The sequence below is a fragment of the Sphingobacterium sp. 1.A.5 genome (assembly GCF_002734235.1).
GTDB lineage: Bacteria > Bacteroidota > Bacteroidia > Sphingobacteriales > Sphingobacteriaceae > Sphingobacterium > Sphingobacterium daejeonense.
Genome location: NZ_PEBA01000034.1, coordinates 42,910 through 66,801, shown reverse-complemented (window position 1 = coordinate 66,801; position 23,892 = coordinate 42,910). Strand labels below are relative to the sequence as shown.

General features: G+C 38.0%; 21 protein-coding genes. 9 read left to right on the top strand and 12 right to left on the bottom strand.

Annotated features, from left to right (window positions below):
• Positions 1-11: 11 nt before the first annotated feature.
• From CRT24_RS13115 to CRT24_RS13085, 7 genes are all read right to left on the bottom strand, one after another.
• Positions 12-1,679, bottom strand: a complete 1,668-nt coding sequence (locus tag CRT24_RS13115) for a DNA polymerase/3'-5' exonuclease PolX (protein WP_099371853.1) — start codon at positions 1,677-1,679, stop codon at positions 12-14.
• Positions 1,680-1,929: 250 nt separating this feature from the next.
• Entirely contained in the window at positions 1,930-3,309 is a 1,380-nt protein-coding gene (locus CRT24_RS13110) for a sulfatase-like hydrolase/transferase (RefSeq protein WP_180269138.1), read from the bottom strand.
• 142 nt (positions 3,310-3,451) lie between these two features.
• Complete coding sequence (locus CRT24_RS13105; RefSeq protein WP_099371674.1) at positions 3,452-4,771, bottom strand: NAD(P)/FAD-dependent oxidoreductase; 1,320 nt, start codon at positions 4,769-4,771, stop codon at positions 3,452-3,454.
• A 187-nt stretch (positions 4,772-4,958) separates the two neighbouring features.
• A complete protein-coding gene (locus tag CRT24_RS13100; protein WP_099371673.1) occupies positions 4,959-5,288 on the bottom strand; it encodes a 2Fe-2S iron-sulfur cluster-binding protein in 330 nt (109 codons plus the stop codon).
• 2 nt (positions 5,289-5,290) lie between these two features.
• Positions 5,291-6,295, bottom strand: a complete 1,005-nt coding sequence (locus CRT24_RS13095) for an NAD(P)/FAD-dependent oxidoreductase (RefSeq protein ID WP_099371672.1) — start codon at positions 6,293-6,295, stop codon at positions 5,291-5,293.
• A 2-nt stretch (positions 6,296-6,297) separates the two neighbouring features.
• Entirely contained in the window at positions 6,298-6,735 is a 438-nt protein-coding gene (locus tag CRT24_RS13090) for a MarR family winged helix-turn-helix transcriptional regulator (RefSeq protein ID WP_099371671.1), read from the bottom strand.
• Between the two features lie 156 nt (positions 6,736-6,891).
• Positions 6,892-7,884, bottom strand: coding sequence for an acyl-ACP desaturase (locus CRT24_RS13085; protein WP_099371670.1), 993 nt, complete (start codon positions 7,882-7,884; stop codon positions 6,892-6,894).
• 143 nt (positions 7,885-8,027) lie between these two features.
• Between CRT24_RS13085 and CRT24_RS13080 the strand changes: the two genes are divergently transcribed.
• Together CRT24_RS13080 and CRT24_RS13075 are read left to right on the top strand one after the other, a co-directional pair.
• Positions 8,028-9,251: an aminotransferase class V-fold PLP-dependent enzyme gene (locus CRT24_RS13080; protein ID WP_373604705.1), complete on the top strand. Its 1,224-nt coding sequence runs from the start codon at positions 8,028-8,030 to the stop codon at positions 9,249-9,251.
• A gap of 7 nt (positions 9,252-9,258) precedes the next feature.
• Positions 9,259-9,681, top strand: a complete 423-nt coding sequence (locus CRT24_RS13075; RefSeq protein ID WP_099371668.1) for a SufE family protein — start codon at positions 9,259-9,261, stop codon at positions 9,679-9,681.
• Between the two features lie 30 nt (positions 9,682-9,711).
• Here CRT24_RS13075 and CRT24_RS13070 read toward each other — a convergent pair whose 3' ends face one another.
• Together CRT24_RS13070 and murI are read right to left on the bottom strand one after the other, a co-directional pair.
• Positions 9,712-10,434 (bottom strand): hypothetical protein, encoded by a 723-nt coding sequence (locus CRT24_RS13070; protein WP_099371667.1) that lies wholly within the window; start codon positions 10,432-10,434, stop codon positions 9,712-9,714.
• Positions 10,435-10,543: 109 nt separating this feature from the next.
• Complete coding sequence (murI, locus tag CRT24_RS13065; RefSeq protein ID WP_099371666.1) at positions 10,544-11,374, bottom strand: glutamate racemase; 831 nt, start codon at positions 11,372-11,374, stop codon at positions 10,544-10,546.
• Between the two features lie 871 nt (positions 11,375-12,245).
• Here murI and CRT24_RS13060 point away from each other — a divergent pair.
• Positions 12,246-13,118 (top strand): hypothetical protein, encoded by an 873-nt coding sequence (locus tag CRT24_RS13060; protein ID WP_099371665.1) that lies wholly within the window; start codon positions 12,246-12,248, stop codon positions 13,116-13,118.
• Between the two features lie 11 nt (positions 13,119-13,129).
• Positions 13,130-14,506 carry a DUF4038 domain-containing protein gene (locus CRT24_RS13055; RefSeq protein ID WP_099371664.1) on the top strand — a complete coding sequence of 459 codons (1,377 nt, stop codon included), beginning with the start codon at positions 13,130-13,132 and terminating at the stop codon, positions 14,504-14,506.
• 70 nt (positions 14,507-14,576) lie between these two features.
• Here the strand turns inward: CRT24_RS13055 and CRT24_RS13050 are convergent, their stop codons facing one another.
• On the bottom strand, positions 14,577-15,998 hold the full coding sequence (locus tag CRT24_RS13050; protein WP_099371663.1) for a glycoside hydrolase family 125 protein: 1,422 nt from the start codon (positions 15,996-15,998) through the stop codon (positions 14,577-14,579).
• Positions 15,999-16,193: 195 nt separating this feature from the next.
• Here CRT24_RS13050 and CRT24_RS13045 point away from each other — a divergent pair, with 195 nt between their 5' ends.
• Together CRT24_RS13045 and aroQ are read left to right on the top strand one after the other, a co-directional pair.
• On the top strand, positions 16,194-17,834 hold the full coding sequence (locus CRT24_RS13045) for a gliding motility protein RemB (RefSeq protein WP_099371852.1): 1,641 nt from the start codon (positions 16,194-16,196) through the stop codon (positions 17,832-17,834).
• Positions 17,835-17,867: 33 nt separating this feature from the next.
• Positions 17,868-18,287, top strand: coding sequence for a type II 3-dehydroquinate dehydratase (gene aroQ, locus CRT24_RS13040; RefSeq protein WP_099371662.1), 420 nt, complete (start codon positions 17,868-17,870; stop codon positions 18,285-18,287).
• A 92-nt stretch (positions 18,288-18,379) separates the two neighbouring features.
• On the opposite strand, the gene CRT24_RS13035 is transcribed toward aroQ, so the two are convergent.
• On the bottom strand, positions 18,380-19,585 hold the full coding sequence (locus CRT24_RS13035) for a multidrug effflux MFS transporter (RefSeq protein WP_099371661.1): 1,206 nt from the start codon (positions 19,583-19,585) through the stop codon (positions 18,380-18,382).
• Between the two features lie 45 nt (positions 19,586-19,630).
• Positions 19,631-20,458 (bottom strand): prolipoprotein diacylglyceryl transferase, encoded by an 828-nt coding sequence (lgt, locus tag CRT24_RS13030; protein ID WP_099371660.1) that lies wholly within the window; start codon positions 20,456-20,458, stop codon positions 19,631-19,633.
• A 93-nt stretch (positions 20,459-20,551) separates the two neighbouring features.
• Here lgt and CRT24_RS13025 point away from each other — a divergent pair, with 93 nt between their 5' ends.
• The 3 genes from CRT24_RS13025 (at position 20,552) to CRT24_RS13015 (ending at position 23,846) form a co-directional block, all read left to right on the top strand.
• Complete coding sequence (locus CRT24_RS13025; protein ID WP_099371659.1) at positions 20,552-21,682, top strand: M42 family metallopeptidase; 1,131 nt, start codon at positions 20,552-20,554, stop codon at positions 21,680-21,682.
• Positions 21,683-21,706: 24 nt separating this feature from the next.
• A complete protein-coding gene (locus CRT24_RS13020) occupies positions 21,707-22,024 on the top strand; it encodes a DUF3467 domain-containing protein (protein WP_099371658.1) in 318 nt (105 codons plus the stop codon).
• Between the two features lie 310 nt (positions 22,025-22,334).
• Positions 22,335-23,846 carry a carbon-nitrogen hydrolase family protein gene (locus CRT24_RS13015; protein WP_099371657.1) on the top strand — a complete coding sequence of 504 codons (1,512 nt, stop codon included), beginning with the start codon at positions 22,335-22,337 and terminating at the stop codon, positions 23,844-23,846.
• The last annotated feature ends 46 nt before the right edge of the window (positions 23,847-23,892 follow it).

The window sequence follows — 23,892 nt, the reverse complement described above, 5'->3', positions numbered from 1 at the left end:
GGTCAGTATCTTTATTTTACTTTTTTAGTTTTAAAATATTCTTCGATTTGATCTAAGCTGAATGCATTCAAACATTCATTTTTACTTAAACCGCCCTTCCTAGCAACATATACGCCATACTCCATGTCCAAAAATCCTTCTTTTCTATGCGCATCAGGGTTGATAGATAACAATACTCCTTTTTCCAAAGCATATTGATGCCATCTCCAGTCTAGGTCCAAACGCAATGGATTGGCATTGATCTCAATAACCACCTTATTTGCTGCGCAGGCGTCAATAACTTTCTTGAAATCCAAAGGATACCCAGATCTTGACAATAATAGACGACCCGTCGGATGACCTAAAATAGTGGTATAAGGATTTTCTACCGCTTTAATAATTCGATTGGTAGCTTTTTCCTGATCCATTTTTAGATTGCTGTGGATAGATGCAACCACAAAATCGAATTTTGAAAGGATTTCATCAGCATAATCTAAAGATCCATCAGATAGAATATCGGATTCTATACCTTTGAAAATTTTGAAAGGAGCCAATTTTTCGTTTAGAACATCAATTTCTGCCCATTGTTCCTCCAATCTATCTATTTGGAGACCGTTTGCATATACTGCAGTTTTGGAGTGGTCACAAATACCTAAATACTCCAATCCCAATTCTTCTTTGCAATAAGTTGCCATATCTTTAAGAGAATGTACACCATCACTATAAGTAGAGTGGTTATGCAATGATCCCTTTAGATCTGCGTAACTAATCAAATGTGGAAGTTTATTTTGTTTCGCCAATTCGATTTCTTTTCCTCCTTCTCGAAGTTCAGGTTCAATATATTCAAGTCCCAAAGATTTATATATTTCCTCCTCTGTATCTAAGGCTTTGATCTCACCAATAGTTTTCAGACCGCTAATATGCTCCTGAGAGCCTGTAGTTAATAATAGATCTTTTGCAAAATCTGCAGTAGAACTAATGATTATTTCAAAAGGAAAACCATTTTGATCATTGAATTTAATTTTATGATTTTCTTTATTAATGTCAAATTCAAAATCCAATGCTTTTATGGCTTCATGTACGGTTGATGCTTCCGCAGCAACAATAATCTCAACCTGTTGCAGTACCTCAACTTTCCTTCTATAATCTCCAGTAAAACTAATAGGGGCTAAGGGAAGGGACTTTTCAAGGCCCTGAATGACTTCCATTGCCGAAGGCATAACTCTAGCATATAAAAACCAACCTTGATTTGCAATGGAGAACTCAATAGCTTTCTTGATGTCCTCTTGTGTCTTAAGGCCAAATCCTTTAGCTTCGATTAAACGGTTCTCATTGCAAGCGTAATATAGTTCACCTACGGATTCTATTTCTAGATCACGCCAGATAATCTGGATCTTTTTTGGGCCGAGACCTTTGATCTTCATCATCTCTAAAATTCCTTCAGGAGTTTTTGCAATTAGTTTGTCGAGATCAGGGAAGGTGCCGGTGGTCACAACCTGCATGATTTTTTCAGCAGTGCTCTTTCCAATATTGGGCTGTTCGCTCAATGTTTCCAAATCTGATTGACTGGCAGCAAACGGCAATTTGTCAATCCTAAAAGAGGCCGAGGCCATAGCTTTAGTCCTAAATGGATTCTCATTATACAATTCCATTAATTGGGAACACAATTTAAAAACTTTCGCTATGTCTTTGTTAGTCATAATTTCCTTCATTATTTGTTGGGGAAACCAAATCTACGAATTTAGACGAAAAAATCCTGAGCTGAGGAAGCTCAGGATTTTTACCAAACCAATTATTAACCTAAATTATGAAATTATATACTCTTATTACTCTTTTGCTTTTCTTTAATACTATAACGCAAAGGAAATTGATTTCGTGTCAGCAAATGATGGGATTAACATATTTTAACGGAATATCATAAAAAAGCCCTGTTGAAAACAGGGCTCCATATCACTTTGACTTTTCTTTTTCTTCTTGATAAACCAATCTTAACCGATCCAGAATGTCCTTATATTTTGGGTCCGACGCTACATTTACCATTTCATTGGGATCTTTTTTCAGATCATATAACATTTCATAACCATGCTCAATAAAATTGATGTATTTATAATCTTTTGATACCAACGCTTGAGTTTTAGGTAATCCCGGCGATCCTATAAAAGTATGCTCATAGAAAAATTGATTGCGTTTTTTGATTTTTCCTTCGTACATCTCTACCAAATCAACACCTTGCATTCCAGAGGGTGCCTCAAAATTAAGCATCCCTAATATGGTAGGAGCAATATCAATATTCAAAGCAAATGATTTCTTATCTTTCTTGCCTTGGATTTCCTTGTTTAATGGGTTGTAAATAATCAACGGTACATGGGTGCTTTCCTTAAATGGAAACCATTTCCCCATGACACCATGTTCGCCTAATGAAAAACCATGGTCACTGATAAAAACAATAATGGTATTATCTGAAATTCCTAAATCTTTCAGTTTTGCCATGATATTACCGATTGCCTCATCAACGCCAGATACAGATGCATAATAATCCCTAGTATTCTTAACCAATAGCTCATTGTCAGAGAAAAATCCTTGCCAACGTTTTCTTCCGATGTTCTCATCAGTTTTGAAGAAATCCGGAAAACTATTCCATACTTCTGGTGCTGCAGAAGGAGGAGGGGTAATATTAACATCATCATACATGCCCTTAACTTTATCCTGAAGTAAATAATGTGCTGGAACATCGCCTTTAGGGTCAATTTCATGTGCAGCATTAAAGTTTATCTGAATAAAAAAGGGATCCTCGCTTCTGTAATTTTCTAGCCAATTATTTGTCTTAAGAGCAACATTATCTGTATGATGGATTCCATTTTCCATCCATGGAAAACTAGGGTCCCAATAATCAAATGCATCAGTCAAAGGTGGTTTTGAAACACCATAGGGACCTACCCAAGCCAAATTATAACCATGCTTTTTCAATTGTAAAGGCAATGTCTCAGCAAATGTTTCTGCATTAAAACCCTTGCTGAAATCATCGATCCCATGCCTTGATTGATGCTGACCAGAAAGTATACTTGCTCGACTCACAGAACAGATTGCAGTAGTGATATGCGCATTGGAAAAATTCAAACCATTTTTAGCCAGCCAATCCAAATTCGGCGTTTTAATAAATGGATTGCCAGAAACCCCAAGAGCCTCCGCCCGATGACTCTCCCCAACAATAAGGATAATATTTGGTCGAGGATTGTTGCTGCCTTTATTCATCTTTGCCTGCGTAAAACTAGTAGAAGATATTACCATGAATAGGCAAAAACTGTATAGGTATTTGAATTTAGTTTTCATAGAAACCGGTTTAGGTAAAGGATGGTCTATACAATAAATATAATGTTTCCCAAGTGCCCAATCAAAATTCAACAGCAACAATTTTGATAACATTAAAAAAGCCCTATCTTTCGATAGGGCTTCTAAAAATATAGTTTGTTTTTTATTGTTGTTCTACTTCTTCTTTTTCCTTGACAGGTTCAGATTCTGGTCTGTTATATTTATGGATAATCAAACGGATACCTGAGTTTTTGGTCAAGAATTTTATTGACCAGTTAACAAATGTCACCAATCTGTTTCTGAAGCCGAAGATGGACACTAAATGGACGAACATCCAAGTCATCCATGCTAAGAAGCCTTTCATGTGTAAGCTTCCCATATCTACTACAGCTCTATTTCTACCTACAGTAGCCATTGAACCTTTATCAAAATACTTGAAGTTTTCAGTTTCCTGATTGCTCAATTGATTCAAGATATGTTTAGCGACATATTTACCTTGCTGCTGTGCTACTGGAGCAACACCAGGCAGCCCTCTCGGATTTTCTTCAGTGATCATTGCTGACACGTCTCCGATTGCATATACATCCTTTTCACCATCGACAACGCATTGCTCGTTGGTCAAAATTCGGTTTCCACGTTGGATAATCTCCGGATTTAAACCCTCAGGCATCTGACCCATTACTCCAGCTCCCCAGATCACCGTTTTTGTAGGGATCTTTTCTCCAGAAGATAAGGTAACAGTGTTGCCATCATAGTCTGTAACAACGGTGTTTAAGATGGTCTTGACTCCTAATTCTTGTAAATACCTTTCAGCATCACGGGATGATTTCTCTGAAAGAGCTCCCAATATTTTGCCAGTTCCCTCGACCAAATAAACTTTCATTTCGTAAGTCGATAGTTCAGGATAGTCCTTTTTCAACATATGTTGCTGATATTCGGCTATAGCTCCAGATAGCTCAACACCTGTAGGGCCACCACCAACAACAACAAAGTTTAAATATCGTTCCCTATCAGAAGTATTTTTACGAAGTACAGCTTCTTCAAGGTTTTGTAATAGATAACTGCGGATATTCAGTGCTTCAATGATGTTCTTCATTGGTAAAGCATATTTTTCAACTTGCTTGTTCCCGAAGAAGTTTGAAGTAGCTCCCGTTGCGATAACCAGATAATCATAGTCGTAGTCAGCAACTGATGTATGAACCATTTTGTTCTTTGTGTCAATGCTCAATACCTCAGCCAATCTGAAACGAAAGTTCTTTTGGTTTTTGAACATCTTGCGCAATGGAAACGAAATGGAATCTGACGCTAGGGTTCCTGTTGCAACTTGGTACATCAAGGGTTGAAATGTGTGGTAGTTGTTACGGTCAATCAGTAAAACTTCAACCTCTTTGTTTTTCAATTGGCGGGCCAATTCCACACCTCCGAACCCAGCTCCAATTATGATTACTCGGGGAAAGTTTCTTTCAGAACGATTTAGCAACATAATACTTCCTTGTTATAAGAATTATAAATAAAGGCACAAATATCTGACATTTTATCGCATATTCCATTAAATAATTGCATTAATTTTAGGGAAACAGCGAAATTAATGTTTAAACTCATGCTATCTTCTTTGTATTCAGTAACTTAAATAACCAATACTAAGTGTAGTTAGTACACTATTGATAAGGCTATTGTAAACTACCTTTGATTTTTACGGTCAAACCGTTATTCATATCGGTCAACCTTAGCTGGCATGCTAAGCGGCTATTATCATCCGAATCTGGCAAGGTATCCAACATGTCCAATTCTTGGTCTTCTGGCTCTGGGAGATTTTCCCCGCCAGAGAGAACTTCAACATGACATGTAGCACATAAGGCCATACCACCGCAGGTCGCCAATATTTCATATTCTGAAGCTTTCAGGATCTCCATCAAGCTCAAATTTACATCTGTAGGGACCAGCACTTCTTGAACCGTCCCATCTCTATCTTCTACATTGATTGTAATAATATTATCCATGTCTAAAATGCATTAATACCGTTTACAGTGGTGTACTTAAAACTCAATTTTTGTTCAGGATATACATATTTAAATGCACTTTGCACCATCAGCGCTGCTTCATGGTAACCACATAGTATAAGCTTTAACTTACCAGGGTAGGTATTGATGTCACCTATGGCATAGATACGTTCCACATTGGTTGAATAATCAAAAGTATTAACCTCAATGGCGTTTTTATCAATGTTCAATCCCCAATCCGCAATCGGACCGAGTTTTGGACTCAAACCATACAACGGAATGAAATGGTCTGTATTTATAACAACTTCCTCCTTGCTTTTGTTTGTCATAAGTACAGATTCTAAGTGACCATTTCCGTTGAGCCTCTGTAAGTTATGCGAAAGTAGTAGGTTGATTTTACCGTTCTGTGCGAGGTTGAATACTTTCTCTGCAGAATCTGGTGCTCCCCTGAAACTATCACTGCGATGTACCAAGGTAACCTCCTTCGCGATATCACTCAGAAAGATTGTCCAATCCAAGGCCGAGTCACCACCACCAGCAATGACAATTCGCTGGTCACGGAATTTCTCTGGATCTTTTACCATGTAGTGAACGTTTTTACCTTCGTATGTGGTAAGATTTTCAAGCTCAGGCTTTCTCGGCTCGAAGCAACCTAGGCCACCAGCGATAACTACAACCTGACAATGGATCAGAGTTCCTTCAGAACCAATCACAATATAGGAGCCATCTTCTTGTTTTTGTAACTCATCAACACGCTCTCCTAAAGTGAATGTGGGTTTGAACGGATCAATCTGTTCCATTTGGTTATTGATCAATTCTTGAGCCGTTATGCTCGGATATCCCGGAATATCATATATGGGTTTGTGCGGATAAATCTCCGATAATTGGCCGCCAACCTGTGGAAGCGCATCTATCAGATGACAACGCATCTTTAACAGTCCTGCTTCAAAAACAGCAAACAGACCAACAGGTCCTGCCCCAATAATGCAAATATCTGTTGTGATCATATCTATTTAGTTTCTAGATTATTATAAATTGTATTTAAAATTCTTGTGAAATGTTCAAAATCCTCATCCGTTAAATTCTCCCAAGCTTTCATCCTAAATTCCTTAACCATAGGAGCCAACGTTTTTGCTTGATCTTTGCCTGTATCTGTCAATTGTATATGCAAACACCTCCGATCTGTAGGATGCTCAACGCGCATTACATAACCCTTCTTAATCAATAGGTCGATTATACGGGTCATAGTCGGCTGATCTTTCCCACACAGATCTGCCAAATCCTTATGAGTTAAATCCTCATGCTCATACAAAGTCTTGATAACGGACCATTGGTCAACTGTCAAATCAATCCCATGATTTGAAAATGATGATTGGGCAAATTGTTTAACCCTCCTGGCCGTACGGTCCAAAACCAAGGAATATTGATTGAATTTTTCTTTTGGCATAACAATTATTAGTATGACAAGTAAAATTACCGAATGTTTAATGAATAAAAGAAATCTGAGCTAAAAATTACAAGAAATAGACCAGGAAAGAAGGAGGGAAGGGATACAAGACAAAGGCCATCTGCTTGAGATGGCCTTTGTCTTGTTTTCCATGGATTAGTAGATCCATTTGAAATTATATTGTTTTTCTGGGATTTTCATGCGGTCTGCCAAGCGCAACAAGCGATCTGGAAGTCTCATTAAATAGTCCCTAGCTTTTTCACCGTTTTCATTAAGACCTGTTACTTGATCAATTTTCCAATCAGCTATAAGTTCTTTTAGAATGTCCACATAATCTACAGCAGTATAAACACCCAATCGTTGTGCCGCGTCTGAAAAATGCGCAAAAGCATCACCTTGAGGTTCGCCTGATTCTCTTAGGAAATGAGCCGGCATTACGATTTTTTTCTTCATCATATCCTCAAAGGCAATCATCACTTCGCTAGGATCGACCACCATGGCATGTGAAATAAAAGACATATATGCTTTGGCATGGCGCGCTTCATCTGAAGCAATTACACCACACATCTTAGCTAATAATTTGTCGCCACTCTTTTTTGATAATGCCGCAACACGTCTATGTGATACATTGGTAGCCAATTCTTGAAAAGATGTATAGATAAAGTTGCGGTAAGGATCAGCACCTGTACCGATGTCAAAACCATCTTTAATTAAATATTGTACTGAGATTTCGAATTGCCTCATGTCAATTCTTCCCGATAAATAAAGATATTTGTTCAAAAGATCGCCATGACGGTTTTCTTCTGCTGTCCATGCGCGCACCCATTTCATCCAACCGCCTTGCTCATTCTTGTTCACATCATCTACCATAGTCAACCAGGATTCATAGGTAGGAAGAGCTTCCTCCGTAACCGTGTCGCCAATAAGCACCGCAACCAAGTCGTATGGCAGCTCTTTGGCACTCTCTTGTAAATCACGTACTTCCTCAAAGAAAGTATCCCTTGATGAATCCGGTAAGAAGTCAGCAGGTTGCCACATATCTTCTACAGGCTTAAGATAGTCCGCCATCTCATTCAACATGAATGGCTCCAAATAGGTCATGACCTCTTTCCTTGATCCTTCCGGAATATTTAAAGGTAGTTCTTGCATAGTTTAACAAAGGTAATTAATATGAATTTAATATTTTTTTATTTAACCACAGAATTGTGATTATTACTTTTAAATAACTTGAATCATGCCAATTATGTTTTATTATATATTAACTTTGTAGGAATTAAATAAACATGCTAGAATTGGATACACTAGATATAAAAACGATTAGAGAGGATTTTCCCATATTGAAACGTGAGGTAAACGGGAAACCTTTAGTCTATTTAGATAATGGTGCTACAACGCAGAAACCTAAAGCTGTAATCGACGCCATCCTAAACTATTATACAGATATGAACAGTAATGTGCACCGTGGTGTTCATTACTTAAGCCAGATCTCAACCGATGCTTTTGAGGTAACCCGGAGGAAAGTGCAGGAATTTATCAACGCAAAACATGATTACGAAATCATTATCACCAAAGGAACAACAGAAAGTATAAACTTAGTGGCAACATGCTATGGTCAGAAATTTATTTCTGAAGGTGATGAAGTCATTATATCAGCAATGGAACATCACTCCAATATTGTTCCTTGGCAGATGCTATGTGAGGCCAAAGGTGCTACACTTAAGGTGATCCCAATGTCAGAAGCCGGAGAGTTGGATATGGATGTGTATAAATCCTATCTGAACCCTAGAACAAAGATTGTTTCTGTGAATTATGTTTCTAATGCTTTGGGTACTATAAACCCAGTAAGAGAAATAATCAGGCTGGCACATGAGAATAATACTCCAGTATTGTTAGATGCTGCTCAGGCAGTTCAACACATCAAAATCGATGTGCAGGAATTAGATGTTGATTTCTTGGTGTTCTCTGGTCACAAAATGTATGGGCCAACTGGAGTTGGGGTGCTTTATGGGAAAGAAGAGTGGTTGAACAAGATGCCTCCTTATCAAGGTGGTGGTGATATGATCAAAGATGTGACGTTTGAGAAAACTACATACAACGAACTTCCTTTTAAATTTGAAGCAGGCACACCGAATATAGAGGCTGGTATAGCTTTGAATGCTGCCATAGACTATATCAATGAGTTAGGAATTGACAATATCAAAAAATATGAAGATGATCTGCTTGCCTATGCAACCGAGAGGCTTCTGGAAATTGACGGATTGAGAATCATTGGAACTGCCAAAGAAAAATCCTCAGTAATCTCATTTGTTGTAGATGGAACACATCCTTATGACATCGGGGTTTTATTGGACAAATTAGGTATCGCAGTACGTACAGGACACCATTGTGCGCAACCAGTTATGGAACAATTCCATATCCCAGGTACTGTAAGGGCAAGTTTAGCAGTTTATAACACAAAAGATGAAGTAGATGCATTGGTCGCAGGCGTGAAAAGAGCCGTAGCCATGTTAGTATAAATAGAATATGACGATTAACGAAATACAGGATGAATTGATCGAGGACTTTTCCTTTTATCAAGATTGGATGGAGAAATACGAATTTATTATCCAATTGGGCAAAGAACTACCATTGATTGATGAAGCCAACAGACAAGACCAATATATCATTAAAGGATGCCAATCAAAAGTGTGGTTGGTGCCTGAAATGAAAGATGATAAATTAACCTTTACAGCCGATTCTGATGCGGTAATAACCAAAGGGTTGGTGAGCTTAATGGTGAAAGTCCTGTCAGGACATACACCTAAAGAAATTGCAAATGCTGATCTTTATTTTATCGATCAAATTGGTCTAAAAGAACATCTTTCACCAACAAGGGCAAATGGTCTCCTTTCTATGGTAAAGCAAATGAAACTATACGCTATAGCTCTCCAAGCTAAAGCATCATAAAACAAAGAAAGCTGCAATCTGCAGCTTTTTTTATTTCACCAAATCATGCTCATAGCTCCTATATTCTACAAAGCTCTTTTTGATATGATTTATAATATCAACATCTGTCATGTTGCGATATTCCATAATGGATGGCCGATAAGTATTCTGAAAAACTAAAGCCTCTTCACCTTTTAAGCCCGTATATTTTTCAATCAGTTCAATTTTAAATCCCATGTCTATATACTGAATGGTTATAATGTCTTCTTCCATTTGTTGCTGTCTATCAACTTTAGGCTTCTTCTTAAATAACATTCTTGAAATCGCAAGAAGGTCTACAGATATAAGACTAGATGTACTTCCATTTGCCTTCATCATTGCCGAATTACCGACTTCAGATCGGTCTATTACAATCTCACGGTATTTTGGTGTCTTTGGAATCCCTAAGTTGAGCTTAAACTGAAAGGTGTCTTTCTTCACTTTTTTGCTTTTTACAGTAATCTCCTCAATGGGAATGGAGGATTCAATCATCTCAACGAAAATGGTTTTGAGCCCCTCTAGGCTGTCTTTCTGAATAACAACCCTTCTATACGAAGGAAGTGTAAAAACAATGCTGTCCGAATCCTTAACCGCAATACGGAATTCTGCCTGACCGTTTGAATAGGTTATCGATTTACCACTTTGAACCTTTACGTTTAACAAAGGTTTGAAAGAGACCTTATCCCTGATTTTTCCTGTAATAATATCTTGTCCATAAGAATTATGGAAAGTCATAATTATTAAAAGGCAAACTAGAAATCTCATTTAGGCAAAATGTTATACCTAAATTTAATACATAAAAGTTTGCGATACAGTAAATTAACTTATTTTAACTTGAGTGCTGTTAGTTTTGAACTTTCAGGAAGCTGGAATGAACTTTCCTGCCGAAAAAAATCTGTGCTTTTTTGTTGAAATCTTCAAGGTCATCGGTCGTGAAAAATTGAAGCATTTTTCCTTTAGAACACTTTTCTTCAACTTCGGGATGTCTTTCCAGATAATCGACAAGACTTTCCGCAACCAGTTTGCCCTGAGATATGATTTTTATACCTTTCGGAACATACTTTTCAATCATGGGCAGTAAAAGTGGATAATGCGTACAGGCCAAGAGAATAGTGTCAATGTCTGTCGATGTTGAAAGTAACTGTTGAATATCCTGCTGTACAAAAAAGTTAGCACCTTCACCCTCCAGCTCATTGTTTTCGACTAGAGGTACCCAAAATGGGCATGCATGCTGAAATACTTCGATCTGAGGATGAAATTTATTGATCTCAAGTACATAAGAATTTGAATTTACAGTCCCTTGAGTAGCCAAGATCCCTACTTTGTTGGTATTTGTAAATTGATCGACGACTTCGGAGGTAGGACGAATAACACCCAATACCTTTTTGCCTTCAGGAAGGTCGTTTTGCTGGATAGTTCGCAGTGCCTTGGCAGATGCCGTATTACAAGCCAAAATTACCAAATTACAGCCTAGGTCAAATAACTTGAAAACACATTCCTTGGTATATTCATAAACCGTTTCAAAGGATCTTGTACCATACGGAACTCTCGCATTATCCCCTAAATAGATATAATCATATTCCGGAAGATGCTTGTGGATTTCCTTGAATACCGTTAAACCTCCATACCCCGAATCAAAAATACCGATAGGACCAGAACTGTTTGTTTTTGACATGAACTTGTGTCTTTCTTTTTATTTCTTACAAAGGTTGTTGATTCTAACTTGAAATGCAAGGAAATTTGAGATAAAAGCTAAATGCCATGGTTGGTGTTGATTGCCATGGTTGGTGTCTCCACCAACCATCCCTTATGGCGGCTTGTTTGTGATTACCCCCAGGGCTAACCCCAAAGGGGTTTTACTATTATAAAACGGATATGACGCATTCCAACCCCAGAGGGGTTCAACTATTATAGAAATGATTATACGTCGCCATTCAACCCTGTAGGGGTGTCACTATAAATTGCTGGTTAATTATAACTATCCACACTACCGACCAAACTAAATTCCTGTAATGCGACCAAATAGTTTCCCAAGCTAAAGCTTGGGAATGACACGCATTCCTGGTGGGCTAGGGGGGATTTGGGTGGGTAAGTGGTCGCTGCGGCGACCACTTACCCGCCCAAATCCCCCCTTCACTAAACGGATCAGCCTGTCATTCCCTCTCGTAAGAGAGGGAAACTATTTAGTGAACTATCCACAGCTAGTTTGAATGAGCGAAGATTATTTGCCGGCCATGGTTGGTGTTGATTGCCATGGTTGGTCTCTCCACCAACCATCACTTAGGGGCGACTTATTTGTGATTACCCCAAGTGCTAACCCCAGGGGGGGGTACTATTATAAAACGGATATGACGCATTCCAACCCCAGAGGGGTTCAACTATTATAGAAATGATTATACGGCGCCATTCAACCCTGTAGGGGTGTCACTATTATATTTTTTTTGGCTAATGTTAACTTAATATTAAATTTTGTAATTTTTTTATATATGGATTAAACTTTGATAGCTTTGGATTGCTCTAATTCAGTGTAAAAATTAATACTAATTATGAAATCATTGTACAAAATCTCTTTACTTTTCGTGGGATTAACCCTCTTATTTTCATGTTCAAAAAATAATATTGAACCAAAGCCGGAACCGGAACCAGAACCAGATACTTTATATTATAACAGCAAGTTTGACCTGTATGTAGAGAATTCCAACTCTGAAGGCAAACAAAACCTGAACATTTATGAGGAATTAGTTGTCAAAATAAATTTCATTGATATTCAGGGCGAGTATTCTAAACCTATTGTTAGATCAGGATTTGATTCAATCGTGTGGAAAGTTCCAGGTGTCTTTTCCGAAAAGGGTAGAGATAATTCTGTACTGGTGGGTAAAGGAGTTGTTTTTGCTCAACCAGGAGCGTATACATTGTTTGTGCAGGGGTATAATAAGGGAGAGGTGATCTGTAAAGACTCTGTTGAATTTGAAGTTAAAAATGATAGAGATTTCTTTGGCGTAAATTGGAAAGACGAAGAAGATAGGCATTTCTCAACTTATGTTGAAAATGTGAATGGATTTCACTTAAATCATGAATTTTTCTATAACAATGGAGTAAAATATGCAACTTTAACTGGTTTTTCAAGCAATTCTTCCGAAGGAAATAATAAAATGATTAAAGAAAAGATTCATCAGACCTTTAACAAATTTTTAACCAACCTATATGGGGAAAGTAAATACGAATTTAAGGGGACTGACTATAGAAAATCAGATCTAATGGATGAATATAAAGCTATATTTAAAACGGAGGCTAGGGAATATTCTTATCCATTAAAAATCTGGCAGACGAGCAAAAATAATATTGCCATTATGATAGAATATTTTAGAAATGACCCGGACGACTACTGGTACATTGTAAAAGCTGAACCTAGGGAATAAAAAAAGATTCTATGAAAATAAAAATTTCCGCATTAATCGCCTTTCTGTTGATTTTTGGATGTTCAAATGCTCAAAATTTAATTCAAAATGTTAGGATTTCTGAGTCAGGTCGTACCATGGAATATGAAAATGGAAAACCCTTCTTTTGGTTAGGTGATACTGCTTGGGAGTTATTTCATAGACTAAAAATCGAAGAAATCGAAAATTATCTAGATAATAGGAAAGAAAAGGGATTCAACGTTATTCAATGTGTTGTGTTGGCAGAATTAGATGGTGTATTAGTGCCTAATCGATATGGACATGTACCTTTTTTGGATAATGATCCAACTAGGTTTAATGAGCATTATTTTCAGTTGGTTGATACGGTGGTAAAAATGGCTGAAAAAAAGGGTATGTACCTTGCAATTTTGCCGACATGGGGAGATAAGGTAACGCTAAAATACGGAGGTGCAGGTCCAGTTATTTTCAATGAACAAAATGCTTTTGTTTATGGGGAATTATTAGGCGAGCGATTTAAGGGCTTTAATAATATCTTTTGGATATTAGGTGGCGACCGCCCGCCAGCCGACAACGATGAAACTTGGTTGTCAATTTATTCAGCCATGGCCTATGGTATTGATAAAGGATCTGAGAAAAAGACTCTAAAGTCCTTCCATCCAGGTGGATTTATTTGGGAGTCCAGCAAAATGTTGCAACAAGAACCTTGGATGGATTTCAATATGATACAATCAGGACATGCCAAGCTGGATGTCCCGGTTTGGGAATTTATTAAAACAGATTGGAATCTTAAGCCTTCAAAACCCACCATGGATGCCGAGCCTTGCTATGAAGATCATCCAATTAACCCTTGGAATGGTTGGGATCCTACAAAAGGATATTTTCGGGATTGGGAGGTCAGACGCCAAATTTACAGGTCCGTCTTTGCAGGTGGATTTGGAGTAACTTATGGGCATCATGCTATATGGCAGTTCTTTGGACCAGCATATAAGGCGGTAAATTATCCCGACCGAAACTGGCAGGCAGCATTAGATAGACCAGCAGCTTTCCAAGCCGCATTTTTAAAAGATCTTATCTTATCTCGACCATCAACAAATAGAATACCTGCCCAAGCATTAATCAAAAACCAAGATACTATTGAAAATAAAAATTTCATGGTCGCTTTTACAGATAATGCCAAGTCTTATGCAATGATTTATTTGCCCAACAATAAATCTGTCAAGATAAATATGAAAGAATTTCCGAGTAAAAGAATAAAGTATAGTTGGTTTAGGCCAGAAACAGGTAAAATAGTTCGATCAAAAAACATAAAAACAAAAGGTGATCTAGAGTTCGAAGTTCCAGATACCATTAGTAAAGATTGGGTTTTGATCTTGGATAAGATTGAATGATTCTTATTGGAGAACTATCATTGCCGTCATAAAAAAAAGGAAAGCAGTACTGCTTTCCTTTTTTTTATCCCTAAGCCTTTAACAGCTCTGGTTTTTCTTTATATAATTTCCACATCAACTCGCCAAACAATGTATTTGTCCAGGCGAACCAATGACGTGTGAATTTCTTTGGATCATCTTTGTGGAATGATTCATGCATAAAACCAGTACCACCATGTGTTTTCTTCAAGGTCTGCACACAATTGCGAATTTCCTCATCATTGGTCGACGTATTTGCACGCATGATGATTGACATTGGCCATATCATATCACGCCCAATGTGTGGGCCACCGATACCTTCTGCATAGGTTCCCTTAAAGAAGAATGGGTTTTCCTCTGAAAGAATAAAATTCCTCGTTCTTTGATACACCTCATCATTTACATCTACCGCACCTAAATAAGGCAATGCTAAAAGGCTAGGGACGTTTGCATCATCCATCATCAAATAACTGCCGAATCCATCAACCTCAAAAGCATAAACTCTACCATGGGTAGGGTGATCGATAATACCATATTTGTTGACTGCGGTTTCAACCTCATTTGCCAAAGCCTCCATTTGTTCAGCCAAAGCGGTGTTGTTTTTTACCTTTCTCAGGATTTCTGCTGACTGACGTAAGCTGACAATCGCAAATAAATTAGAAGGGATCAAAAAGCCAAAGATGCTCGAGTCATCAGATGGACGGAAGCTCGAAACGATCAAACCAACAGGTTTTACAGGATAACCATAACCATCTACTTGCAGCGTGTCCGAGCCTCTGGAAGTTGTTCTTTCAAATTTATAGGGTCCTAAGCTATCTTTGCGTTGCTGTTCTTTGAATGTTCTCAACGTTGCTTCTTGTGCTTTAACCCAGGTGTCATCGAACGGAGTGTTGTCATTCGTTTCTTTCCAATAGCGGAATGCCAATCGGATAGGGTAACACAAAGAATCTATTTCCCATTTTCTTTCATGCATCCCCGGTTTCATATCGGTATGGTCAGTGAACCATTCGCCTTTTTTCGTAGGATCATTGTAGAATGCATTCGCATAAGGATCAATATTGATACATTCCTGTTGCTTATTGATCAAGCCCAAGATCATATTTTTCAATTTCTTGTCCTTGTTTACGAATTGGATATATGGCCATACTTGCGCACTGCTATCTCGCAGCCACATGGCATCAATATCACCAGTGATCACATAGGTCAATTGACGACCAGCCTTCGATTCATCATATACAGTCGTATCCAATGTGTTTGGGAGGCAGTTGTTGAACATCCAACCCAATTCTTTATCAGCGACGTTCTTTTGGAATTCTTTAATCATGTCTTCCACCAATTTACTGCTGAAATGACGTTTATCTACAGGCGTACGCACTACAGGGAAGTCATTGATTCCCTCGGCAAAAGAGAATTTGCTGGCTAGCATTCCAGCACCTAAAAGTGCCGAATTTTGTAAGAATGTTCTACGCTTCATTTTCTAGTTACAATAGTTTATCAATTAATTATTCCCACAAGATACAAATTGTTGGCCATTTTTCTATCGATTAGAATAAACGTTTTAGCGAATTATATAGTTAAAATTCGCGAATGCTCAATTAATAAAACTACCTTTGGGAGTTTTTAGGAATAAAATTTGATGGTATTACGCATTCATCTTGACCAACAATTTATGAAGCAAACGTTATCATATGCTATAGCAGGACTTTTAAGTGTAGCTGCAATCGGGCAATTACAAGCACAAGTCAAAAACCAACCTTACTCTTACCAGCATTATCAAAAGTATGATGAAGAGCTATATTCACCGAATACTCGTTACCATACTTCTTCAAAACCAATCCTTTTTAAAGGCCGTCTATTAGAGAAAATGGATTCCATTCAATCTCTTTACCCAACGGATTCGGACAATTGGTTTATGCGTAAGATCTTTAATGAACATCTTATCCAAGTCGAGAAAGAAGACCACACCTTTTATCTGGACGTTCTTCCGGATTTCGTAATCGGTACTGAGATGATTGATCCTGATAAAAGAACAACTTGGCTGAATACCCGCGGGATTCAAGCAGGAGTGACAATCAAGGATAAATTCACTTTCTACGGTAATTTCTTCGAAAACCAAGGGGTGTTCCCAAAGTATCTTGATGAATACATCCAGACAAATAGAGTTGTTCCGGGACAGGCAGCCACGAAAAAACCTTTCGACAGAACCAAAGATTGGATGTATGCAACCGCCAATTTCACCTATGATTTTAGCGACTACTTCCAAGCTACTCTAGCCTATGACAAGAACTTTATTGGAGATGGTTACCGATCGGTACTATTGTCTGATTTTTCTTCTAACATGGCCCACTTAAAATTCACAGGAAAAGTAGGGAATGTTCAATATACTTCCATCTGGGCGTATATGAATGATCCTAAAAACCCTCGTGTTGACTCTTTGGATTCAGGTGGTCGCTACGGGGACGGTATTAAATGGGGTGCTTTCCAATACTTGGACTACAATGTAACTAACCGTTTGTCGATCGGATTTTTCCAATCTGTAATTTGGGCAAACCGCAATCAAGCTGGACATAGAGGATTCGATTTTAATTATCTGAACCCTGTATTGTTCTTGAGACCGGTTGAAAATTCTAACGTCTCTTCACCTGATAAAATGTTCTTGGGTCTGAATGCAAAATACAAGATCCTAAATAATATTACGGCTTATGGCCAGTTCTTGTTAGGTGAGTTTACTGCAAAGGAATTCTTTGCCAACAATGGTTATCAACACAATAAATGGGGAGCTCAATTAGGAGCAAAAGCATTCAATATTTTTGGAGTGCAAAACCTGAATGTTTTGGGTGAATATAATTTCGTCCGTCCATATACCTATCAACACTTTGTTTCGATCTCGAACTATAGTAATAGGGGTGAACCTTTGGCACATCCAAGAGGTGCTAATTTCCGTGAGGTGATTGGTATCGCTAACTATTCTTGGAACAGATTCGATTTCTCCCTACAAGGTTTAATCAGCAACTTCGGTACTGACTCCATCGACGAATTCGGAAACCGTGTAAATTATGGTGGTGATATCTTCCAGTCCTATAATTCCGCACCAAATAGATATGGAAATAAAATTGGTCAGGGTGTAAAAAACAACCTTTACTATGCAGATTTAAAAGCTGCCTATGTACTGAATCCTAAATATAACCTTAGAGTAGAAGTTGGTTATACGCAACGTTACAACAAAATCGAAGGTGAGAAAACTCAAAAATCAGGTGTGATCAATGTCGGTTTGAGGTCTAGTTTCCGTAATATATATGGAGATCTTTAGGAATATAGTATCTTTAGCATATAAAATTAATCAATGAAAAAGATATTAATCCTAAACGGCCCTAATTTGAATCTACTTGGTGTCAGAGAAAAAAGTATTTATGGCGACCAATCGTTCGAACAATATTTCGATGAACTGAAATCTAAATACGCTGTTTTGGATCTGGAATATTTCCAAAGTAACTCTGAAGGGGCTATTATAGATAAGCTGCATGAAGTAGGTTTTGATTATGATGGGATAGTACTGAATGCTGGGGCATATACTCATACCTCAGTAGCAATTGCAGATGCCATCGCAGCAATCAAAACACCAGTCGTGGAAGTACATATCTCCAATGTTCATCAACGTGAAGAATTCAGACATCATTCGTACCTGTCCAAAAATTGCAAAGGTGTGATTATTGGTTTTGGATTGGATGGATATCGATTGGGGTTGGAGAGTTTGTTAGGATAGACAAAAGACAATAGACATAAGACAAAAGACAGAATTGTTTAACTAAAAAAGGATGGCGAAATTTTGATTTCGCCATTCTTTTTTGAGTTCGATTATTCTACTGATGTTTTAACGTTCTTTTTGACGATCAAATGCAGGATAAGGGATAATATTGCTCCGGCGCACATTACGCCCAACATTGGCCAAGGTGTTTCATTGTGCAGTAGACTGACAACGGCTGATGCCAGCGCTCCGATTGCCATTTGTATACATCCCAATAAGGCTGAAGCGCTTCCTGCCAGGGATTTAAATGGAGTCAACGCAACTGCCGATGTATTAGGGAAAATAAACCCATGTCCAAAAAGAAAAAAGAAAATTAGGATGAGCGTCACAGGGAAAGTCAATGTGTTGGTTAAAAGTGCAACAATCATCAATACACCAATAAATGCTTGCCAAGTATTGGCCAGTTGACTGATCTGCTCACTGCTATGTTTCTTTAAGAAATACCTGTTGAGCTGCGTTGCAATAACCATAGCAGATGCTACAAAAGCAAATGCCAATCCATATTGTTCTTTGCTCAAGCCAAAATATTGTTGCATCACAAAGGACGATCCCGCTAAATACGCATACGTACCTGCCGAAGCAATGGAACCGATAAGGCAATAGGAAATAAATACCTTATTGCTGATGACTTGCCAAAAGTTATTTATAATAGACTTCGGAGCCAGCGAAAAATCTTTATTTCCTGCATAGCTTTCAGGCAAAAGAAAGGCAGTAGCTATGAAAATCAATAATGAAAGGACAGCAAGAAACAAGAAGATATAATGCCAGTCAAAATGAGTTAGCATAAAAGCTCCAATACTGGGTGCCAGAATAGGGGATACACCAATAACCAACATCAATAGGCTGAATACTTTGGCTGCCTCCCGGCTACTGTAATAATCTGTTACCATAGCCCTAGCTCCAACCATTCCACCACAGCTTCCCAATGCCTGCAAGAATCTCAAAAATATCAGGTGATTGATGTCTCTCGTAAAGATGCACATCAATGAGGCTACAAAATAAATGGCCAAACCAACCAACAACGGTTTCTTGCGGCCATACTTGTCCAACAAGGGCCCATAAACCATCTGACCGAAGGCGATACCGATAAAGTAACTCGTTAGTGTCAGCTGAACTTTATCAACTGAAGTGTTGAAGTCTTCGGCAATTACATCAAAAGCAGGAAGGTATAAGTCTATAGAAAAGGGCCCGATAGCAGATAATAAACCCAATATCAGTAAAGTTACTTTTCTATCGTTTTTCAATGAGGATGACATGTCTATTTGATAAAAAAAGCCCTACCAAAAGGTAGGGCTTATATATTAAGCTTTTTTAATCTCTTTTGGTTTTCTGAGTAGCAAGAAAATTCCCGCCAGAATAAATGGTATACTCAGTATTTGACCCATATTCAGTAGCATACCAGCTTCAAATGCAACTTGATCTATCTTAACGTACTCAATGATAAATCTTGCACCGAATAGACCGATCAGGAAAATACCAAATAGTTTTCCTGGTTTTGGATCCTTGTTTTTCTGGTACATGGCCCATAGGATGAAAAATAATATGACATAGGCTATGGCTTCGTACATTTGAGCCGGATGTCTCGGGATTTGATCAATATGGGTAAATACAACTGCCCAAGGTAAATCTGTTGGGTTTCCGATCATCTCCGAATTAAAGAAGTTCCCCAAACGAATAAATGCTCCAGCAATAGGTACAACTAAAATCAAGCGATCGGTGATCCACATAAAATTAGTCTTTGTATTTCTAGAGAATAACCATAATGCGGTCAATATCCCCAAAGCACCACCATGACTGGCAAGTCCAGTGAATCCTGTCAATTGCCAGTCACCATTTATCTTTTGAAATGGAATAAAGATTTCTATAAAGTGTTCCCTGTAATATTCCCAATCATAGAAGAAACAATGACCCAATCGAGCGCCGACCAATGTTCCTATAAAAATATAGATTGTTAATTTATCCAATAACTCTTGAGATTTGCCTTCCCTCTTAAATATTTTTAGCATTAAGAAATAAGAAACTACAAAAGCCAATAACCAGCATAATGAATACCAACGGACACCAAATGAACCTATTTTGAAAATCTCAGGTTCTGGTCCCCATGTAATAAAACTTAAAATATCGATCATACAGTAATAAAATGTCTTGTAAAGATAAGGTTTCGGATTTTATTTTTGCGAAAATTACGGAAATACTTAATTTGCGAGAATTAATTCAGAGCTATGGCTAAAAAAACAATTAAAACATTACCAGAAGAAGAACCGAAAAAACCATCTGTAGTGACAGCGGATTCATTAGCTTTTTTCGAAAAATATATCAATAACCCATCTCCAACAGGTTTTGAGTGGAGCGGACAAAGGTTGTGGTTGGATTATTTAAAACCGTATGTTGACGAAACCTATATCGATAACTATGGAACTGCAGTAGGTATTATAAATCCTAAAGCAACTTATAAAGTAGTAATTGAAGCACATGCCGACGAAATTTCTTGGTTTGTAAACTATATCTCAAAAGACGGATTGATTTATGTAATCCGCAATGGTGGTTCTGATCATCAGATTGCACCATCAAAAAGAGTGAATATCCATACCGATAAGGGGATAGTAAAAGCTGTTTTTGGATGGCCGGCTATCCATACACGCTCAGGAGAAAAAGAAGAAAGTCCAAGTCTAAAGAATATATTTTTGGATTGTGGCTGCACCTCCAAGGAAGAAGTTGAAGAATTGGGAATCCATGTAGGTTGTGTGATTACTTATGAGGATGAGTTCATGATCTTGAACAATCGCTACTATGTTGGCCGTGCTTTAGATAACAGAGCCGGAGGATTTATGATTGCGGAAGTTGCCAGATTATTGAAGGAAAACAAGAAAAAATTGCCGTTCGGATTGTACATCGTGAATTCTGTGCAGGAAGAAATAGGGTTGAAGGGAGCAGAAATGATCGCGGATTATATAAAACCGAACGTAGCAATCGTTACAGATGTAACGCATGATACAAATACTCCGATGATCAACAAAATCACTCAGGGCGATCTGGCTTGCGGTAAAGGTCCTGTAGTATCATATGCACCTGCTGTTCAGATCAACCTCAACAAGCAATTGATCGAAGTCGCTCAGAAAAATAATATTCCAATCCAAAGGCAAGCATCCTCGCGATGGACAGGAACAGACACCGATGCATTTGCATATTCAAATGGAGGTGTGCCATCTGCTTTGATTTCCTTACCTTTGAGGTATATGCACACCACAGTGGAGATGATCCATAAGGATGATGTAGATAACGTAATAAGATTGATCTATGAAATGGTCTTGGACATCAAAAAGGACCAAGATTTCAGATCATTTAGTAAATAATAAAACCAACTGATAAAATTTGAGATGGAAAACGGAAATTTAAATCCAGAAGGACAAGAGTTAAGCATTGAATTGACCGAAGAAACAGCCGAAGGAGTTTACTCCAACCTTGCAATCATAACACATTCAAACACTGAATTTGTTGTGGATTTCGTTCGTATCATGCCAGGAGTGCCAAAAGCAAAAGTAAAATCAAGAGTGATCTTGACCCCTGAGCATGCTAAACAACTAATGAAAGCATTGCAAGAAAACATCAGCCGTTTCGAAGGAGCGAATGGTACTATCCAACCTAAGGATATGCCTTATCCCCTGAATTTCGGCACTCCTAAAGGAGAAGCTTAATTTTATTTCATATAGCTTTATAAAAGCTGCCACGGGCAGCTTTTTTTGTTTTGTGTTGGCTGATTTGGTGATAATATTGATAAATTATTCGAATCCCTTAAATTTGATTTCTTTTTAGATTTTGCAATTTTTGTAATTATCAATTAATTCTACGTGATTGAGATTAAGTACAATATTGATTAAAGCGAAAAATAAATGCTTTCCCTAACTTATTCATTATAAAAGATTAAGAATTTTACACTGAAAATTGGAATGGGATTTGATTAATGGATTACATTGCCGATTCTGGCAATTCAAGCTGAGTTAAAAAATGGATATTAAAATAAGAAACCTTAGTAAGAAAGATTATAAGGATCTAAAGAAGTCTATGGAACAAGCCTATCATGGATTGGTAGGTGACCCTTGGACCAAAGAAAACATTACTGATCTGATCGACATCTTCCCTGAGGGACAAATAGCAGTAGAGGTGAACGGAAAAGTGGTAGCATGTGCTTTATCCATTATCCTGAATTCCCGAAAAACAAATATTTACGATAAGTATTATGCCATCATCGATGATGGTAAATTTGATAAACATGATTCCGAGGGGGATACCTTATACGGTATCGAGGTCTTCGTACACCCTGATTTCAGGTCATTGCGCTTAGGTCGCCGTCTATATGATCAACGTAAGGAGCTGTGCGAACAGATGAACTTGCAACGTATCCTGGCTGGGGGACGTATCCCTAATTACCACAACTATTCGGATTCAATGACCCCAAGGACCTATATTGAAAAGGTGAAAAGAAAGGAAATCTACGATCCAACCTTGACATTTCAGCTCTCCAATGATTTTCACGTCAAGAAAATCTTGAAGAACTATCTTCCTGAAGATGCCGAATCCATGGAGGTAGCGACCTTATTGGAATGGAACAACATTTATTACGAACCTGATGCACCATCAAATTCAGCATCCAAACAGACGATTCGTTTGGGATTGGTACAATGGCAGATGCGTCTGTTCAAGGACCTTGAAGAATTCTACGATCAGATTGAATTCTTCGTGGATACCGTGAGTGATTATGGTACAGATTTCATCATGTTCCCAGAATTCTTCAACTCTCCTTTGATGAGTCCATACAATGAGCTCCCTGAACGTTTGGCCATGGAAAAACTTGCCGAACATACCAAGGAAATTGTCGAAAGAATCCAGCAATTCGCGGTTTCTTACAATGTCAATATCATTGCTGGATCCATGCCAATCATGGAGAGAGGTAAATTATATAACATTACCTACTTATGTCACCGGAATGGTAGCTTAGATTCCTATAAGAAAATCCATATTACGCCAAATGAAATGAAGTATTATGGTTTGGTTGGCGGTTCTGAAGTAAAGGTTTTTGATACCGACTGTGGTAAGGTTGGCTTGTTGATATGTTATGACGTTGAATTCCCTGAACTGAGCAGGATATTGGCTGATCAGGGGATGCAGATTCTTTTTGTTCCTTTTATGACCGATACACAGAATGGATATATCCGTGTAAGGTCTTGTGCTCAAGCGAGAGCCATTGAAAATGAATGTTACGTTGCGATCGCGGGTTCTGTGGGTAACTTACCGAGAGTTAACAATATGGATATTCAATATTCACAGTCTGCAGTATTTACACCTTCTGACTTCGCATTTCCAAATAATGCGATCAAGGCTGAAGCCACCCCAAATACGGAGATGGTGCTGATTGCTGACGTGGACCTTTACGCACTGAGAGACCTACATGAATATGGTACTGTAAAACTATTGAGAGACCGTCGTAAAGATTTGTATGAGGTGAAATTGCTCAAATAAACCTAATTCATAGGTTTTATTATTGGGGATTTTCTGCTCATAAAAA

Coding starts and splice junctions, on each gene's coding strand:
- CRT24_RS13090 (WP_099371671.1), bottom strand. CDS start 6,735: ATGCCAAAAGAAAAATTCAATCAATATTCCTTGGTTTTGGACCGTACG.
- CRT24_RS13055 (WP_099371664.1), top strand. CDS start 13,130: ATGAAAATAAAAATTTCCGCATTAATCGCCTTTCTGTTGATTTTTGGA.
- CRT24_RS13035 (WP_099371661.1), bottom strand. CDS start 19,585: ATGTCATCCTCATTGAAAAACGATAGAAAAGTAACTTTACTGATATTG.
- CRT24_RS13015 (WP_099371657.1), top strand. CDS start 22,335: ATGGATATTAAAATAAGAAACCTTAGTAAGAAAGATTATAAGGATCTA.
- aroQ (WP_099371662.1), top strand. CDS start 17,868: ATGAAAAAGATATTAATCCTAAACGGCCCTAATTTGAATCTACTTGGT.
- murI (WP_099371666.1), bottom strand. CDS start 11,374: ATGTCAAAAACAAACAGTTCTGGTCCTATCGGTATTTTTGATTCGGGG.
- CRT24_RS13025 (WP_099371659.1), top strand. CDS start 20,552: ATGGCTAAAAAAACAATTAAAACATTACCAGAAGAAGAACCGAAAAAA.
- CRT24_RS13110 (WP_180269138.1), bottom strand. CDS start 3,309: ATGAAAACTAAATTCAAATACCTATACAGTTTTTGCCTATTCATGGTA.
- CRT24_RS13075 (WP_099371668.1), top strand. CDS start 9,259: ATGACGATTAACGAAATACAGGATGAATTGATCGAGGACTTTTCCTTT.
- CRT24_RS13070 (WP_099371667.1), bottom strand. CDS start 10,434: ATGACTTTCCATAATTCTTATGGACAAGATATTATTACAGGAAAAATC.
- CRT24_RS13050 (WP_099371663.1), bottom strand. CDS start 15,998: ATGAAGCGTAGAACATTCTTACAAAATTCGGCACTTTTAGGTGCTGGA.
- CRT24_RS13105 (WP_099371674.1), bottom strand. CDS start 4,771: ATGTTGCTAAATCGTTCTGAAAGAAACTTTCCCCGAGTAATCATAATT.
- CRT24_RS13045 (WP_099371852.1), top strand. CDS start 16,194: ATGAAGCAAACGTTATCATATGCTATAGCAGGACTTTTAAGTGTAGCT.
- CRT24_RS13115 (WP_099371853.1), bottom strand. CDS start 1,679: ATGACTAACAAAGACATAGCGAAAGTTTTTAAATTGTGTTCCCAATTA.
- CRT24_RS13085 (WP_099371670.1), bottom strand. CDS start 7,884: ATGCAAGAACTACCTTTAAATATTCCGGAAGGATCAAGGAAAGAGGTC.
- CRT24_RS13060 (WP_099371665.1), top strand. CDS start 12,246: ATGAAATCATTGTACAAAATCTCTTTACTTTTCGTGGGATTAACCCTC.
- CRT24_RS13100 (WP_099371673.1), bottom strand. CDS start 5,288: ATGGATAATATTATTACAATCAATGTAGAAGATAGAGATGGGACGGTT.
- CRT24_RS13095 (WP_099371672.1), bottom strand. CDS start 6,295: ATGATCACAACAGATATTTGCATTATTGGGGCAGGACCTGTTGGTCTG.
- CRT24_RS13020 (WP_099371658.1), top strand. CDS start 21,707: ATGGAAAACGGAAATTTAAATCCAGAAGGACAAGAGTTAAGCATTGAA.
- lgt (WP_099371660.1), bottom strand. CDS start 20,458: ATGATCGATATTTTAAGTTTTATTACATGGGGACCAGAACCTGAGATT.